Raw genomic sequence first — 14,559 nt, forward strand, 5'->3', positions numbered from 1 at the left:
AGCAAACGGATGAAGCGCAGCAAGACGATGGAGCTCGGGGTCGGCCTGTTCATGCTGGCCGGTATCCTGGGCCTGGTGTTTCTGGGGCTGCGGGTCAGCGGGCTCAGCCTGAGCGTGCCCAGCGAGACCTTCCAGCTCGAGGCCAACTTCGCCAACATCGGCGGCCTGAAGCCGCGCGCCCGGGTCACCATGGCCGGGGTCACCGTGGGGCGGGTCGAGTCCATCGAGCTGGACACCGACTGGTACGATGCGCGGGTGGTGATGGAGCTCGACGGCGAGCTCGAGGGGCAGCTGCCCGAGGACAGCACCGCCGCCATCCTGACCGCGGGCCTGTTGGGCGAGCAGTACGTCGGCCTATCGGTGGGGGGTGCCCCCGAGACCCTCGGTGACGGTGATACCCTGCGCGACACCCAGTCGGCCCTGGTACTGGAAGAGCTCATCCAGCAGTTCGTGACCAGCATGGTCAAGGAGTAACGACATGAAGACGATGAACCTGCGCGCCCTGTTTGCCGGGCTCTGCCTACTGTTGGTGGCCCTGCCGCTGATGGCCGACCAGGGGCCCGAGCGGATGATCCGTGACAGCATCGACGACCTGATGACGCGCATCGAGGGGCGCGAGTCCTACTTCGCCGACCACCTCGATGAACTCGAGGCCATCGTCGACGACAGCCTCGAGGACGTGGCCGACTTTCGCTACATCGGTGCCAGCGTGATGGGCCGCTACTTCGGCAACGCCACGCCCCAGCAGCGCTCGCGCTTCGTCGAGACCTTTCGCAAGACGCTGATCGACACCTACTCCAAGGGGCTGGTGACCTTCGATTATCGCGAGATTCGGGTGCTCGACAACCAGCAGGCTTCGCGCTTTGATGACCAGGCCAGTGTGGCTATGGAGGTGGTGGCAAGCGATGGCAGCGTCTATCCGGTCAGCTACTCTCTGCGCCTGGACGACGGGCAGTGGCAGGTGGTCAACGTGATCGTCAACGGCATCAACCTCGGTCTGACCTTCCGCAACCAGTTCGACCAGGCCATGCGCGACAACAACCGCGATTATGACGCGGTGATCGACGGCTGGTCGCCCGATCTTGCCGTCGAGGAGCTGGAGCAGGGCGGCAGCGCATGAGCGAGCTGTTCGAGCGGCATGGCTCGCGCCTGGAGGCCGACGATCGGCGCCTGGCGGTGACCGGGGAGGTCGGCTTCGGCGTGGCCTCGGCGCTGGCGGAGGCCGGCCGTGACTGGCTGGCGGCCCGGCCGGCGGGCAGCGAGGTGACCTTCGACCTGAGCGGGGTCGGCCGCGTCAGTAGTGCCGCGCTGAGCGTGCTGCTGGAGTGGACGCGCCGGGCCCGTGAGGCGGGTGTGCACGTCGCGTGCGTGCGTCTCTCCCCGCCGCTTGCGCGCCTGACCCGGGTGGCCGGGCTCGATACCCTGCTGCCCCTGGGTGCCGCCGAGGCCGCCTGAGGGCGTCCCGCGCCTCCCTGTCCCCTCCCCATCGCCAAGCGCGGTGCTTTTCTTTACCATGTTCTGCCATGTTGGAATGCCCCCGGCTGCCATGGCGGGCCCGGCGGGCGTTTCCGCGACGAATCGATGAACCACAGGAGTGCCGGTTCCATGCAACCCAGTGACGTCAAGGCGCTGCTCGAGAACCGACTCGACGGCTGCGAGTTTCACATCCAGGGCGAAGGCTGCAACTTTCAGGTGGCCGCCGTGGGCGAGGTCTTCGAGGGGCTCTCGCCCGTCAAGCGTCAGCAGATGATCTATGGCGCCCTGACCGAGGAGATCGCCTCCGGCGCCCTGCATGCGGTGAGCATCAAGACCTACACGCCACAGCAGTGGCAGGCGGCCACCGACCAGCAGGGGGCCTGAGGGCGACCTTTCATGGACAAGCTGATCATTACCGGCAACGGCCCCGTCGACGGCGAGGTCTGGGCCAGCGGCGCCAAGAACGCCGCCCTGCCGATCCTCTGCGCGACCCTGCTGGCCGACGAGTCGGTGACCATCGGCAACCTGCCGCACCTGCAGGACATCACCACCACCCTGGAGCTGCTTGGCCACATGGGCGTGCAGCCGGTGATGGGTGACAAGATGTGCATCCAGCTCGACGGCTCCCAGGTGACCGACTGTCACGCCCCCTACGAGCTGGTCAAGAAGATGCGCGCCTCGATCCTGGTGCTCGGGCCGCTGCTGGCCCACTTCGGCCATGCGGACGTTTCGCTGCCCGGCGGCTGCGCCATCGGCTCGCGTCCGGTGGACCTGCACCTCCGTGGCCTAGAGGCCATGGGGGCCGAGGTCAGCGTCGAGGGCGGCTACATCCGTGCCCGGGTCGATGGCCGGCTGCACGGCGCCACCATCTTCTTCGATACGGTCACCGTGACCGGTACCGAGAACCTGCTGATGGCGGCAACGCTGGCCGAGGGCACCACGGTGCTTGAGAACGCGGCCAAGGAGCCCGAGGTAGTCGACCTGGCCGAGTGCCTGATCAAGATGGGTGCGAACATTCGCGGCCACGGCACCGATACCATCGTCGTCGAGGGCGTCGAGCGCCTGCACGGCGCCTATCACGACGTGATGCCGGATCGCATCGAGACCGGCACCTTCCTGGTGGCGGCAGCGCTCTCACGGGGCCGGGTCAAGGTGCGCCGGACCCGCGCCGACATTCTCGATGCGGTGCTGGCCAAGCTCGAGGAGGCCGGCGCTACCATCCGCCACGGGGACGACTGGATCGAGCTCGACATGCAGGGGCGCCGGCCCAAGGCGGTCAATCTGCGCACGGCGCCCTATCCGGCCTTTCCCACCGACATGCAGGCGCAGTTCGTGGCCATGAACGCCGTCGCCGAGGGCAGTTCCCGGGTGGTCGAGACTATCTTCGAGAACCGCTTCATGCACGTGCAGGAGCTCAACCGCATGGGGGCCGACATCGCCCTGGAGGGCAACACGGCGATGATCACCGGCGTGGAGACGCTCTCCGGCGCACCGGTGATGGCCACCGACCTGCGAGCCTCGGCCTCGCTGGTGATCGCGGCGATGATGGCCGAGGGCGAGACCCTGGTCGATCGCATCTACCACATCGACCGTGGCTACGAGTGCATCGAGGAAAAACTGCAGCTGCTGGGCGCGCGCATCCGGCGCATTCCCGGCTGAGCCGACAACAGGCGAGACCCATGAGCAAGCAACTGATCCTGGCCCTCTCCAAGGGCCGTATTCTCGACGAGACCCTGCCCCTGCTGGCCGATGCCGGGATCACCCCGGCCGAGGACCTGGGCAAGAGCCGCAAGCTGCTGTTCGACACCAATCTGCCGGACGTCAAGCTGGTGGTGATCCGGGCCACCGACGTGCCGACCTACGTGCAGCTCGGCGCGGCGGATCTCGGGGTGGCCGGCAAGGACGTGCTGCTCGAGCATGGCGTCGAGGGGCTCTATGAACCGCTCGACCTGGAGATCGCCCGTTGCAAGCTGATGACCGCCGGCATCACCGGCGCCGAGCCGGCTCGGGCGCGGCGCCGGGTGGCCACCAAGTTCGTCAACGTGGCGCGCCGCTACTACGCCGAGCAGGGCATCCAGGCCGAGGTGATCAAACTCTATGGCGCCATGGAGCTGGCGCCATTGATGAACCTGGCCGACGAGATCGTCGATATCGTCGATACCGGCAACACCCTGCGCGCCAACGGCATGGAGCCCCGCGAGCTGATCGCCCCGGTCAGTACCCGGCTGGTGGTCAACAAGGCCTCGATGACCATGAAGCACGCCCGGCTCAAGCCGCTGCTCGCCCGCCTCAACGAGGCCGTGGCGGCGCGTCGCGACGACGCGCCGCTGTCGGCGTCGTAGCCCGCCGGCCCGGCCCGCGGCGAACCGCCGCGGGCGCCCCGTTTCTTGCGATCACCCCGATGCGACGAACCTTGATGCGAGAGGAAGCCTTCTCATGAGCGAATCCCCCACCGCCGGCGTCGAGATCGCCCGGCTGTCGACCGAGCAGGACGACTTCGATGCCCGCCTGGATCACCTGCTGGCCTGGGAGGGCGTCTCCGATGCCGCGATTCAGCAACGCGTCGACGAGATCCTCGCCGCGGTGAGGGCGCAGGGCGATGCGGCGCTGATCGAGTACTCCAATCGCTTCGACCGCCTTGCCGTGACCTCCATGGCCGAGCTGACGCTTTGCGAGCCGCGCCTGCGCGAGGCCTACGAGGGCCTGCCGGCGCAGCAGCGCGAGGCGCTCGCGGCGGCCGCCGAGCGCATCCGGGTCTACCACGAGCATCAAAAGCCGGCCTCCTGGCAGTACACCGAGGCGGACGGCACCGTGCTCGGCCAGCAGGTCACCCCGCTGGATCGCGCCGGCATCTACGTGCCGGGCGGTAAGGCGGCCTATCCCTCCTCGGTGCTGATGAACGCCATTCCCGCCCACGTGGCCGGCGTGCGCGAGATCGTTATGGTGGTACCGACCCCCGACGGGGTGCTCAACGAGCTGGTGCTGGCGGCGGCCTACCTGGCCGGCGTCGATCACGTCTTCACCCTCGGCGGGGCCCAGGCGGTGGCGGCGCTGGCCTACGGCACCGAGACGGTGCCACGGGTCGACAAGATCGTCGGGCCGGGCAACATCTACGTCGCCACCGCCAAGCGGGCGGTGTTCGGTCAGGTGGGCATCGACATGATCGCCGGCCCCTCGGAGATCCTGGTGGTCTCCGACGGCGGCACCGATCCCGACTGGCTGGCCATGGATCTCTTCTCCCAGGCGGAGCACGACGAGGATGCCCAGGCGATCCTCGTCAGCTGGGACGAGGCGCACCTGGCGGCGGTGGAGGCCGCCATCTCCCGGCTGCTGCCGACCCTGGAGCGGGCGGAGATCGTGCGCGAGTCGCTGTCGCGTCGCGGGGTGCTGATCCGCTGCCGGGATCGCGACGAGGCGGCAACGCTGATCAATCGCATCGCCCCGGAGCACCTCGAGCTCTCGGTGGCTAACCCGGAGGGCTGGCTTGGTGATGTGCGCCACGCCGGCGCCATCTTCATGGGGCGCTACACCGCCGAGGCGCTGGGCGACTACTGTGCCGGACCCAACCACGTGCTGCCGACCTCGGGCACGGCGCGCTTCTCCTCGCCGCTGGGAGTCTACGACTTCCAGAAGCGCTCCTCGATCATCCACTGCTCAGCCGAGGGGGCCGGCGAGCTTGGCAAGATCGCCTCGACCCTGGCCCGGGGCGAATCGCTGACCGCCCACGCGCGCTCCGCGGAGTATCGCCTCAAGCCTTGAAAGGCCGGGCGGCGCCGAGGCGCCGGCCATGCGACCATGCAGAGAGGGCCCCGCCATTCGGCGGGGCCCTCGGCGTTTTGGGGCCGCTGGCTCAGGCGGAACGGGCGCGTCGCCCTCAGCGCTGCTCGGGGCGGCGCAGCCTCGGCGTCGGCCGCTCGCCCAGCTCGATGGTCACCTCGCGGCGCTCACCGCCGCGCACCACCGTCAGCGGCAGGCGGGTGCCGGGCTCCACCGCGGCGATGTCGCTCATGGTCTGTCGGGGATCCAGCACCGGCTCGCCGTCCACCTCCAGCAGCACGTCGCCGGGCTGCAGGCCGGCCCGGTCGCCGGGGCCGTCCGGCACCACGCCGGCGATCACCACGCCGATGGGGTTCTTGAGCCCGAAGGAGGCGGCGAGCTCACGATTGAGCTCCTGAGCCTCGATGCCCATCCAGCCGCGGATGACGCGGCCCTTGACGACCAGCTCCTCGAGGATGCTGCGGGCCAGGTTGGCGGGGATCGCGAAACCGATACCCTGGGAACCGCCGGAGCGCGAGAAGATCGCGGTGTTGATGCCGACCAGCGCGCCCTCGGCATTGACCAGGGCGCCACCGGAGTTGCCGGGATTGATGGCGGCATCGGTCTGGATGAAGTCCTCGTAGGCGTTGAGGCCCAGATGGCTGCGGCCGGTGGCGCTGATGATGCCCATGGTGACCGTCTGGCCGACCCCAAAGGGGTTGCCGATGGCCAGTGACACGTCGCCGATGGCGATCTGGGTGGTGTCGGTCAGCTCGATCACCGGCAGCGAGTCGAGCTCGATGCGCAGCACGGCGAGATCGCTCTCCGGGTCGGTGCCGATCACCTCGGCGAGGGTCTCGCGCCCGTCGCGCAGCGCGACCTGGATCTGGTCAGCCCCGCGGATCACGTGGTGGTTGGTCAGCACGTAGCCGTCCTCGCTGACGATCACCCCGGAGCCGAGGCTCGAGAGCATGCGCTGTCGACGGGGCGTCTCGTCGCCGAAGAACTGTCGGAAGAAGGGGTCGGACATCAGCGGGTGCTCCTCCCGCTCGACCACCCGGGACGAGTAGACGTTGACGACGGCGGGCGCGGCCCTTGCCACCGCCTGGGCGTAGCTCACCGGTCCCTGCTGCCTCGTCAGCGGCTCGGCCTGGCGCACCTCGGGGGCGTCGCGGGATTCGGCCGGCTCTTCGGGCGCACGCGGGGCGGCCTCATAGGGCGCTGTGGCAGGCGCAGGAGGCGGGGGGCGTCCGATCAGCTGTGGGAAGGCGTTGAGCAGCACGATGGCCCCCAGTACGCCGATGAGCACGGGCCAGAGGTAGGGGAGCAGGGTGCGTCGCATGCGGCGGGGGTCCTTGTCGACGATGCTGGGTCGCGGGGCATCCGCCCGCTGGTTACACTGTGCGGATTGTAACATTGCCAACCCGACCGCGCCTGGAGGCCGAATGACGAATCGAGACGACCTGGTCGCCGCCTGTGATCGCCTGCTCGAGCCCGAGCGTTTCAAGGACTACACCCTGAATGGCCTGCAGGTGGCCGGCCGCGACCGGGTGGTCCGGGTGATGAGTGGCGTGACGGCCTGTCAGGCGCTGCTCGACGAAGCCGTTGCCTGGCAAGCGGATCTGCTGCTGGTCCATCACGGCTACTTCTGGAAGAACGAGCCGGTCGCCATCACCGGCATGAAGCGCCGACGCCTGGCGACGCTGCTGGCCCATGACATCAACCTGCTGGCCTACCACCTGCCGCTGGACGCCCACCGCGAGCTTGGCAATAACGCCGAGCTCGGCCGACGGCTGGGGTTCACCGTCACCGGCTGCGCCGACGGCGCGCTCGGCGAAGGGCTGGTATGGCTCGGCGAGCCGTCGCCCGGACTCGATGCCCTGGGCCTGGCACGCAAGGTGGGCGATTGCCTGGGGCGCGAGCCGCTGCTGATCGAGGCGCCGGGTGGCGGCGAGATCCGGCGGGTCGCCTGGTGCACCGGCGGCGCTCAGGACATGATCGCGACCGCCGTCGAGGCCGGCGCCGACGCTTTCATTTCCGGGGAGATCTCCGAGCGCACCACCCACCTGGCCCGCGAGATGGGTATTCACTATTTGGCGGCGGGCCACCATGCCACCGAGCGCTATGGGGTGCAGGCGCTGGGCGAGCGGTTGGCCGCAGAGTTCGCTGTCGAGCACCGCTTCGTCGATATCGATAATCCGGCCTGATCGCAATGACGACGCCCCGGCAGTGGGCCGGGGCGTAGGCGGGCGTCCGTTGCCGAGGTGCGCGACGAGCGCGCGTCGGCTCAGTAGCGCGGCGGCTGCGGAGCCTCGCTGTCGTTGGCCTGCTTCAGGCCGAAGTCCTCGGAGAGGGTGCCGCGGTTGCCGTCGGCGTAGTCGCGAGGCACGGCCGGTTCGGTGGCCTCCTCTTTGGCGGGCGCGGGGGTGGCGGCGTCCATGGCCTGGCGGCGCAGCGAGGGGGCGCCTAGGGTGGTGCTGGCCGACGCGGCCTCCTGCTCGAGGCTCTGGCTCTCCCGGCGCAGGCCCTCGGCCAGCTGGCCGATACGCTCCAGGCTGTCGCCCAGGCCATCCTTGAGTTCGGCAAGTGTCCGCTCACGCTCGGCGAGGCGCTGGCGCAACCGTTGAGTGTTGCCGGCGCTGGCGTTGAGCAGGTGGTAGCCCAGCGCCCCGATCCCGATGCCGGCCAGCAGGCAAGCGGCGGCCAGTACCCAGCTGATGTTGGTCTCATCCACGTTGTACGTCTCCCTGGAGCAATGGCCCTGGCGTGGGGGCCGCCGGGGCCGTCGTGAGGCCGCTTCTGGCCGGGGATTCCATTATAGGGGCGAGCCCGTGTGCCGGGTCAATGCGGGCGAGTGCGCATGCTAACGACCGACGGGATGCGTATAATGCTCATCCCCATGCCCGAGGACAGGCCATCAGGAAATCCCATGAGCGAGCCGCACCCCCCCAAGGCCCACCGCGAGTCGCCGATGACTCGCTACCGTGCCGATCTAAAGCGCCGTGATTTTCAGCACGATGCCGCCCAGGAGCAGGCGGTGGCGCACCTGCAGCGCCTCTACGACGACCTGGTGGCCACCCCGCCCTCGCGGGTGGCGCCACCCAAGCGCGGCGGTGGGCTTGCCTCACGGGTGGCGGGGCTGTTCGGGCGGGGCAGGAGCGACGCGCCCGCCGAGCCGGCGCTGCCTGCCGTCAACGGGCTCTACTTCTGGGGCGGCGTGGGGCGCGGCAAGACCTACCTGATGGACACCTTCTTCGAGACGCTGCCCTTTCCCGAGAAGATGCGCACTCATTTTCACCGCTTCATGCAGCGGGTGCACAACGAGCTCGAGCACTACAAGGGCGAGAAGAATCCGCTCGCGCTGATCGCCGCCAAGTTCGCCGCCGAGGTCCGGGTGATCTGCTTCGACGAGTTCTTCGTCAAGGACATCACCGATGCGATGATCCTGGCCAACCTGCTCGAATCGCTCTTCGAACAAGGCGTGGTGCTGGTGGCGACCTCCAACATCGTCCCCGGGGAGCTCTATAGGGATGGTCTGCAGCGGGCGCGCTTCCTGCCGGCCATCGACCTGCTCGAGCGTCACTGCGAGGTGGTCAACGTCGACTCGGGCGTCGATTACCGGCTGCGCGTGCTGGAGCGCGCCGAGATCTTCCACGCCCCGCTCGATGCCGAGGCCGAGACGGAGCTCGCCCGCAGCTTTCGCGAGATCGCCGGCCACGAGGGCGAGGAGGGCGCGCCCATCGAGATCAATCACCGCGTGCTGCATACCCGCCGGCTACACGACGACGTGGTGTGGTTCGAGTTCAGCGAGCTATGCGACGGGCCGCGCAGCCAGAACGACTACATCGAACTGGCGCGGGAATTCCACAGCGTGCTGGTCTCCAATGTCACCCGCATGAGCGGGGCCACCGATGATCGCACGCGGCGCTTCATCAACATGGTCGACGAGTTCTACGACCGCGGCGTCAAGCTGCTGATGTCTGCCGAGGTGCCGGCCGAGGAGCTCTATCGCGACGGGCGCCTGGAGTTCGAGTTCCAGCGCACGCTCTCACGCCTGCAGGAGATGCAGTCCCACGATTACCTGGCGCTGCCCCACAAGCCTTGACCCGCAAGCCCTGACGCCCCTTCCCCTCTGGGGCGCGGGTCGTGTAGAATGCGCGCTCGCTCGACCGTTGCGTCGTCCCTCGGGACGGGCAACCAAGAAGAATAGGGACGGTTCGATGCCGGCCATCCGGCAACAGAACCCAATACATCCTAATGGTGATTCACCCATGAAGACGTTCACTGCCAAGCCGCAGTCCGTCCAGCGCGACTGGTTCGTCGTCGACGCTGCGGACAAGACACTCGGTCGTCTGGCCACCGAGATCGCTCGCCGCCTGCGTGGCAAGCACAAGCCGGAATTCACCCCGCATGTCGATACCGGCGACTACATCGTCGTGATCAATGCCGAGAAGGTGAAGGTCACCGGCAACAAGGTCAACGCCAAGACCTACTACCGCCACACCGGTTATCCGGGCGGTCTGCGCTCCATGAATTTCGAGAAGATGATCGCCCACGCACCGGAGCGTGTCATCGAGTCCGCCGTCAAGGGAATGCTGCCGAAGGGTCCCCTGGGTCGTGCCATGTACTCGAAGCTCAAGGTCTACGCCGGCACCGAGCATCCGCACGCTGCCCAGCAGCCGCAAGAACTGAACATCTGAGGGAGTCTTCGCCATGACACAGCAGTATTACGGTACCGGGCGCCGCAAGACCTCTACCGCGCGCGTCTTTCTGAAGCCGGGCACCGGCAAGATCACCGTCAACAGCCGTGAGCTGGACCAGTACTTCGGTCGCGTCACCGGCCGCATGGTGGTTCGTCAGCCCCTCGAGTTGACCGAGACCCTCGGCCAGTTCGACGTCTACGTCACCGTCAAGGGCGGCGGCGGCAGCGCCCAGGCCGGCGCCATTCGTCACGGCATCACCCGTGCCCTGATGGAGTACAACGAGGACTTCCGCGGTCAGCTGCGCGAAGCCGGGTACGTCACGCGTGACGCCCGTAAGGTCGAGCGTAAGAAGATCGGCCTGCGCAAGGCGCGCCGTCGCCCGCAGTTCTCCAAGCGCTGATACGCACGTATTGCCGCTCGAATACGCCCAGGTCCTGCGACCTGGGCGTTTCTTGTTTCGGATCAAGAATTTGTCGCCGGTTTGCTCCGAGGGCAGGGAACCTTTCCTTGTGCGGGGCGACGCGATTTTTTAAGATAGTGCGCATTTGATATCCGTGGTCGCGGGGGATTCACTGCCCGTGATGGAACAGCGGGTAAGTCGATGGGAGAAATCTGAAAATGGCAGATAACGGCGTAAACAAGGGTCGGCGCCGTTTCCTCGTAGGTGCCACCACCGTCGTGGGTGCGGTGGGTGCCGTCGGGGTTGCGGTCCCCTTTGTAGCTTCCTGGCAGCCGAGCGCCAGGGCGAGAGCCGCGGGTGCGCCCGTGCAGGCAGACGTGTCGAAGCTCGAACCCGGGCAGCGCATGACGGTCGAATGGCGTGGCAAGCCGGTGTGGATCCTCAATCGCTCGTCGGAGATGATCGAGCGAACCGAGGCAATCGATCCCTCGGAGCTGGCGGATCCGGACTCCAGTGTGCCGCAGCAGCCGGCCTACGTGGAGGGAACGCTGCGCTCCATCAAGCCTGAGATCGGCGTGCTGATCGGCATCTGCACCCATCTGGGCTGCTCGCCGGTGTTCCGGCCGGAGCCTGGCAGCGTCGACGTCGGAGACTGGCCCGGCGGCTTCTTCTGTCCCTGCCACGGCTCACGCTTCGACCTGGCAGGTCGCGTCTTCGCCAACGTGCCGGCGCCGACCAACCTCGAAGTGCCACCTTACCGCTTCGACAGCGATGTATTGATCACTGTCGGCGAAGATGAGGAGTCTGCCTGATGGGTAATCCTAACAAGGCCAAGGCGGAGCGCGGCTTCATGCGCTGGGTCGACGACCGCTTCCCCGCCACTCAGATGTGGGAAGAACACCTGGCCAAGTACTACGCGCCGAAGAACTTCAACTTCTGGTACTTCTTCGGTTCGCTGGCCCTGCTGGTGCTGGTCAACCAGATCCTGACCGGGGTCTGGCTGACCATGAGCTACAACCCCTCCGCCGAGGGCGCCTTCGCCTCGGTCGAGTACATCATGCGCGACGTGGAATGGGGCTGGCTGATCCGCTACATGCACTCCACCGGCGCCTCGGCCTTCTTCGTCGTGGTCTATCTGCACATGTTCCGCGGCCTGCTCTATGGTTCCTACAAGGCGCCCCGTGAGCTGGTGTGGATCTTCGGCATGACCATCTACCTGGCGCTCATGGCCGAGGCCTTCATGGGCTACCTGCTGCCCTGGGGTCAGATGTCCTACTGGGGTGCCCAGGTCATCATCTCGCTGTTCTCTGCCATTCCGGCCATCGGCCCGGACCTGGCGCAGTGGGTGCGCGGTGACTTCCTGATCTCCGGCATCACCCTGAACCGTTTCTTCGCCCTGCACGTGGTGGCGCTGCCCATCGTGATTCTGGCGCTGGTGGTGCTGCACATCATCGCCCTGCACGAGGTCGGCTCCAACAACCCCGACGGTATCGACATCAAGAAGAAGAAGGACGAGACCAGCAAGCCGCTTGACGGCATTCCCTTCCATCCGTACTACACGGTGAAGGATATCGTCGGCGTGGCGGTGTTCCTGTTCGTCTTCGCGGTGGTGATCTTCTACTTCCCGGAAGGCGGCGGCTACTTCATCGAGAAACCGAACTTCGAGCCGGCCAACCCGCTGAAGACGCCGGACCATATCGCGCCGGTGTGGTACTTCACGCCCTTCTACGCGATGCTGCGGGCGATCACCTTCAGCCTGTTCGGTCTCGACGCCAAGTTCCTGGGGGTCATCGTGATGGGGGGGGCGATCGCCATCCTGTTCGTGCTTCCCTGGCTGGACAAGAGCCCGGTGCGCTCCATGCGTTACAAGGGGTGGATCTCCAAGGTGATGCTGCTGCTGTTCGCCATCAGCTTCGTGATCCTCGGCGTGCTCGGCGTGCTGCCGACCACCGAGACCCGGACCCTGGTCGCCCAGCTGTGCACCGCGCTCTACTTCGCCTTCTTCCTGCTGATGCCGATCTACACCCGGCTGGAGAAGACCAAACCCGTTCCGGAAAGGGTGACTGGCTAATGAAAAAGCAACTGTTCGCACTGCTCTTCGCGCTGGTGCCGATGGTCGGGTTCGCCGCCGGAGGCGGAGGCGTCCACCTGGAGGAGATGAACCCGGACCTCGAGGACAAGGCCTCGCTGCAGAACGGCATGAAGCTCTTCGTGAACTACTGCATGGGCTGCCACTCCATGGAGCACCAGCGCTTCTCGCGGGCGGCTGAGGATCTGGACATGCCCCAGGGGCTGGTCGAGGACAACCTGATCTTCTCGGATGCCCTGAGGTTCAATGATCAGATGCACATCGCCATGGATAGCGGCGATGCCGAGGGCTGGTTCGGGGCGCCGCCGCCGGACCTGACCCTCGAGGCGCGTCTGCGCGGCACGGATTGGATCTATACCTACCTGCTGAGCTTCTACAAGGATCCGGAACGTCCCACCGGGGTCAACAACGCGGTCTTCCCGCTGGTGGCCATGCCCAACGTCCTGGAGCCGCTGCAGGGGGTGCAGGAGAAGGTCTGCGCCGCTAGCGACAAGCCGGTCCCTGGGGCCGAGCTCGATCCGCTGACCGGCAAGTACCAGTCCTGCGAGACGCTGCAGGTGACCAAGCCCGGCCAGATGGAGCCCGAGGAGTTCGAAGAGGCGATCTACGACCTCACCAACTTCATGGCCTATGCCGGCGAGCCTTCCAAGCTGCAGGCTCAGTCACTGGGGCCCAAGGTGCTGATCTTCATCTTCATCTTCGGTGTCATCGGCTACCTGCTCAAGCGTGAGTACTGGCGCGACATTCACTGATCCGCCAGCGACAGTGAACCTCGGGGCGCACGGTCACAGGCCGTGCGCCCCGATGCTTTTTGCCCGATACCGGGCAGCACGATCGGCCTCAAGATGGGGGTGATCGTGTTATCATCCCGGCACGAACTGATGCGAGGATTGTTTCATGGGTGTAGTGGCCAAGCGGTCGTCGATGATCTTCTATTCCGGAGGAGATGATCATTTCAGCCATCGTGTGCGCATCGTGCTCGCCGAAAAGGGTGTCGCCGTGGACATCGTCGAGGTGAGCGACGAGCAGCGTCCCGAGGAGCTTGCCGACCTCAATCCCTACAACAGCGTGCCCACGCTGCTCGACCGCGACCTGGTGCTCTACGAGTCCAAGGTGATGATGGAGTACCTGGACGAGCGCTTCCCGCATCCGCCGCTGTTGCCGGTCTATCCCGTGGCCCGTGCCAAGAGCCGGCTGTGGATGCATCGTATCGAGCGCGAATGGTGCCCGCTGGTCGAGCAGATTCAGAACGGTGCCAAGAAGGACGTGGAGAAGGCCCGCAAGGAGCTGCGCGAGAGCCTCGTCGGCATCTCACCGATCTTCGAGGACATGCCCTTCTTCATGAGCGACGAGTTCACGCTGGTGGACTGCTGTCTGGCGCCGATCCTCTGGCGCCTCCCGGCGCTCGGCATCGAGCTGCCAGAGAAGCAGGTCAAGCCGCTGCTCGGCTATATGGAGCGGGTCTTCGACCGCGATGGCTTCAAGGCGTCTCTCAGTGAGAACGAGCGCGAGATGCGCGCCTGATCTACTCTGCATCCCCCGGCATGCCCGGGGGTCTACCCCAGGAGGGCTAACTATGCACTCGAGCCGTCCCTATATGGCCAGAGCGCTGTACCAGTGGCTGTTGGACAACGAGCTGACGCCCTATATCGTCGTCGACGCCGAGCAGGCGGGCGTCGAGGTGCCGCGCCAGTTCGTTCAGAACGGTCAGATCGTGCTGAACCTCGCGCCGAGCGCCATTCGTGACTTCGCCATGGAGAACGCGGCGGTGAGCTTCTCAGCTCGCTTCGGTGGACAGCCCATGCAAATCATGGTGCCCATGGAGGCGCTGATCGCCATCTACGCCCGCGAGAATGGCGTCGGCATGGTGTTCGGTCACGAGCCGGTGATGCCGGTCGAGGCCGACGAGGCGGAAGACGCGCCTCCCCTCAGTGAGGTGGAAAGCTCGGTCGAGTCTGGTGACGAGGTCGGTGACGAATCGGCCAGCGACGAAGCGTCGCGGCCGCGCAAGGGGCGCCCCTCCCTGCGCGTCGTCAAGTAGGCCGTTCGTCCGTACGCGGCGGACGATCCGTCGGCGCGGGCAGAGCGTCCAGCGAGAGCCAGAACTGAGACACAACGCAAGACGGCAGGCCATG

The 14,559-nt window shown here is 66.7% G+C and carries 18 protein-coding genes; 16 read left to right on the forward strand and 2 right to left on the reverse strand.

Annotation, left to right across the window (positions count from 1 at the left end; all coding sequences use genetic code 11):
• Window positions 1–9: 9 nt before the first annotated feature.
• The 7 genes from mlaD to hisD all read left to right on the forward strand — a co-directional run bounded on the left by mlaD (window position 10) and on the right by hisD (window position 5,235).
• The gene (gene mlaD, locus RSO68_RS12935; protein ID WP_315586868.1) at window positions 10–474 is read left to right on the forward strand and encodes an outer membrane lipid asymmetry maintenance protein MlaD; all 465 of its coding nucleotides are present in this window, start codon (window positions 10–12) and stop codon (window positions 472–474) included.
• A 4-nt stretch (window positions 475–478) separates the two neighbouring features.
• Window positions 479–1,120 carry an MlaC/ttg2D family ABC transporter substrate-binding protein gene (locus RSO68_RS12940; RefSeq protein WP_390882406.1) on the forward strand — a complete coding sequence of 214 codons (642 nt, stop codon included), beginning with the start codon at window positions 479–481 and terminating at the stop codon, window positions 1,118–1,120.
• Entirely contained in the window at window positions 1,117–1,455 is a 339-nt protein-coding gene (locus RSO68_RS12945; RefSeq protein ID WP_315586869.1) for an STAS domain-containing protein, read from the forward strand. Before RSO68_RS12940 ends, RSO68_RS12945 begins: the two co-directional genes overlap by 4 nt.
• Before the next feature lie 150 nt (window positions 1,456–1,605).
• The gene (locus RSO68_RS12950) at window positions 1,606–1,860 is read left to right on the forward strand and encodes a BolA family protein (protein ID WP_390882407.1); all 255 of its coding nucleotides are present in this window, start codon (window positions 1,606–1,608) and stop codon (window positions 1,858–1,860) included.
• Window positions 1,861–1,872: 12 nt separating this feature from the next.
• Window positions 1,873–3,135, forward strand: coding sequence for a UDP-N-acetylglucosamine 1-carboxyvinyltransferase (gene murA / locus RSO68_RS12955; protein WP_089846069.1), 1,263 nt, complete (start codon window positions 1,873–1,875; stop codon window positions 3,133–3,135).
• Between the two features lie 20 nt (window positions 3,136–3,155).
• Complete coding sequence (hisG, locus tag RSO68_RS12960) at window positions 3,156–3,818, forward strand: ATP phosphoribosyltransferase (RefSeq protein ID WP_315586871.1); 663 nt, start codon at window positions 3,156–3,158, stop codon at window positions 3,816–3,818.
• A 94-nt stretch (window positions 3,819–3,912) separates the two neighbouring features.
• Window positions 3,913–5,235: a histidinol dehydrogenase gene (gene hisD, locus RSO68_RS12965; protein ID WP_315586872.1), complete on the forward strand. Its 1,323-nt coding sequence runs from the start codon at window positions 3,913–3,915 to the stop codon at window positions 5,233–5,235.
• Window positions 5,236–5,350: 115 nt separating this feature from the next.
• Here hisD and RSO68_RS12970 read toward each other — a convergent pair whose 3' ends face one another.
• Entirely contained in the window at window positions 5,351–6,574 is a 1,224-nt protein-coding gene (locus RSO68_RS12970) for a S1C family serine protease (protein WP_315586873.1), read from the reverse strand.
• A 103-nt stretch (window positions 6,575–6,677) separates the two neighbouring features.
• Here RSO68_RS12970 and RSO68_RS12975 point away from each other — a divergent pair, with 103 nt between their 5' ends.
• Entirely contained in the window at window positions 6,678–7,439 is a 762-nt protein-coding gene (locus tag RSO68_RS12975; protein WP_315586874.1) for a Nif3-like dinuclear metal center hexameric protein, read from the forward strand.
• An 80-nt stretch (window positions 7,440–7,519) separates the two neighbouring features.
• Here RSO68_RS12975 and RSO68_RS12980 read toward each other — a convergent pair whose 3' ends face one another.
• On the reverse strand, window positions 7,520–7,966 hold the full coding sequence (locus tag RSO68_RS12980) for a YhcB family protein (RefSeq protein ID WP_315586875.1): 447 nt from the start codon (window positions 7,964–7,966) through the stop codon (window positions 7,520–7,522).
• A gap of 195 nt (window positions 7,967–8,161) precedes the next feature.
• Here RSO68_RS12980 and zapE point away from each other — a divergent pair, with 195 nt between their 5' ends.
• The 8 genes from zapE (at window position 8,162) to RSO68_RS13020 (ending at window position 14,465) form a co-directional block, all read left to right on the forward strand.
• Entirely contained in the window at window positions 8,162–9,337 is a 1,176-nt protein-coding gene (gene zapE / locus RSO68_RS12985) for a cell division protein ZapE (protein WP_315586876.1), read from the forward strand.
• A gap of 166 nt (window positions 9,338–9,503) precedes the next feature.
• Entirely contained in the window at window positions 9,504–9,932 is a 429-nt protein-coding gene (rplM, locus tag RSO68_RS12990) for a 50S ribosomal protein L13 (RefSeq protein WP_071941796.1), read from the forward strand.
• A gap of 13 nt (window positions 9,933–9,945) precedes the next feature.
• Window positions 9,946–10,335: a 30S ribosomal protein S9 gene (rpsI, locus tag RSO68_RS12995; protein ID WP_089846085.1), complete on the forward strand. Its 390-nt coding sequence runs from the start codon at window positions 9,946–9,948 to the stop codon at window positions 10,333–10,335.
• A gap of 218 nt (window positions 10,336–10,553) precedes the next feature.
• Window positions 10,554–11,147 (forward strand): ubiquinol-cytochrome c reductase iron-sulfur subunit, encoded by a 594-nt coding sequence (gene petA / locus RSO68_RS13000; protein WP_089846087.1) that lies wholly within the window; start codon window positions 10,554–10,556, stop codon window positions 11,145–11,147.
• On the forward strand, window positions 11,147–12,406 hold the full coding sequence (locus RSO68_RS13005) for a cytochrome b (RefSeq protein WP_315586877.1): 1,260 nt from the start codon (window positions 11,147–11,149) through the stop codon (window positions 12,404–12,406). The genes petA and RSO68_RS13005 overlap by 1 nt, the downstream gene beginning before the upstream one ends.
• Window positions 12,406–13,176, forward strand: a complete 771-nt coding sequence (locus RSO68_RS13010; protein WP_315586878.1) for a cytochrome c1 — start codon at window positions 12,406–12,408, stop codon at window positions 13,174–13,176. Before RSO68_RS13005 ends, RSO68_RS13010 begins: the two co-directional genes overlap by 1 nt.
• 145 nt (window positions 13,177–13,321) lie before the next feature.
• Window positions 13,322–13,948 (forward strand): stringent starvation protein SspA, encoded by a 627-nt coding sequence (sspA, locus tag RSO68_RS13015; protein WP_089846092.1) that lies wholly within the window; start codon window positions 13,322–13,324, stop codon window positions 13,946–13,948.
• Between the two features lie 52 nt (window positions 13,949–14,000).
• Window positions 14,001–14,465 carry a ClpXP protease specificity-enhancing factor gene (locus tag RSO68_RS13020; protein WP_089846094.1) on the forward strand — a complete coding sequence of 155 codons (465 nt, stop codon included), beginning with the start codon at window positions 14,001–14,003 and terminating at the stop codon, window positions 14,463–14,465.
• Window positions 14,466–14,559 lie beyond the last annotated feature (94 nt).

The organism is Halomonas saccharevitans, from assembly GCF_032333995.1.
Classification (GTDB): Bacteria; Pseudomonadota; Gammaproteobacteria; order Pseudomonadales; family Halomonadaceae; genus Halomonas; species Halomonas saccharevitans.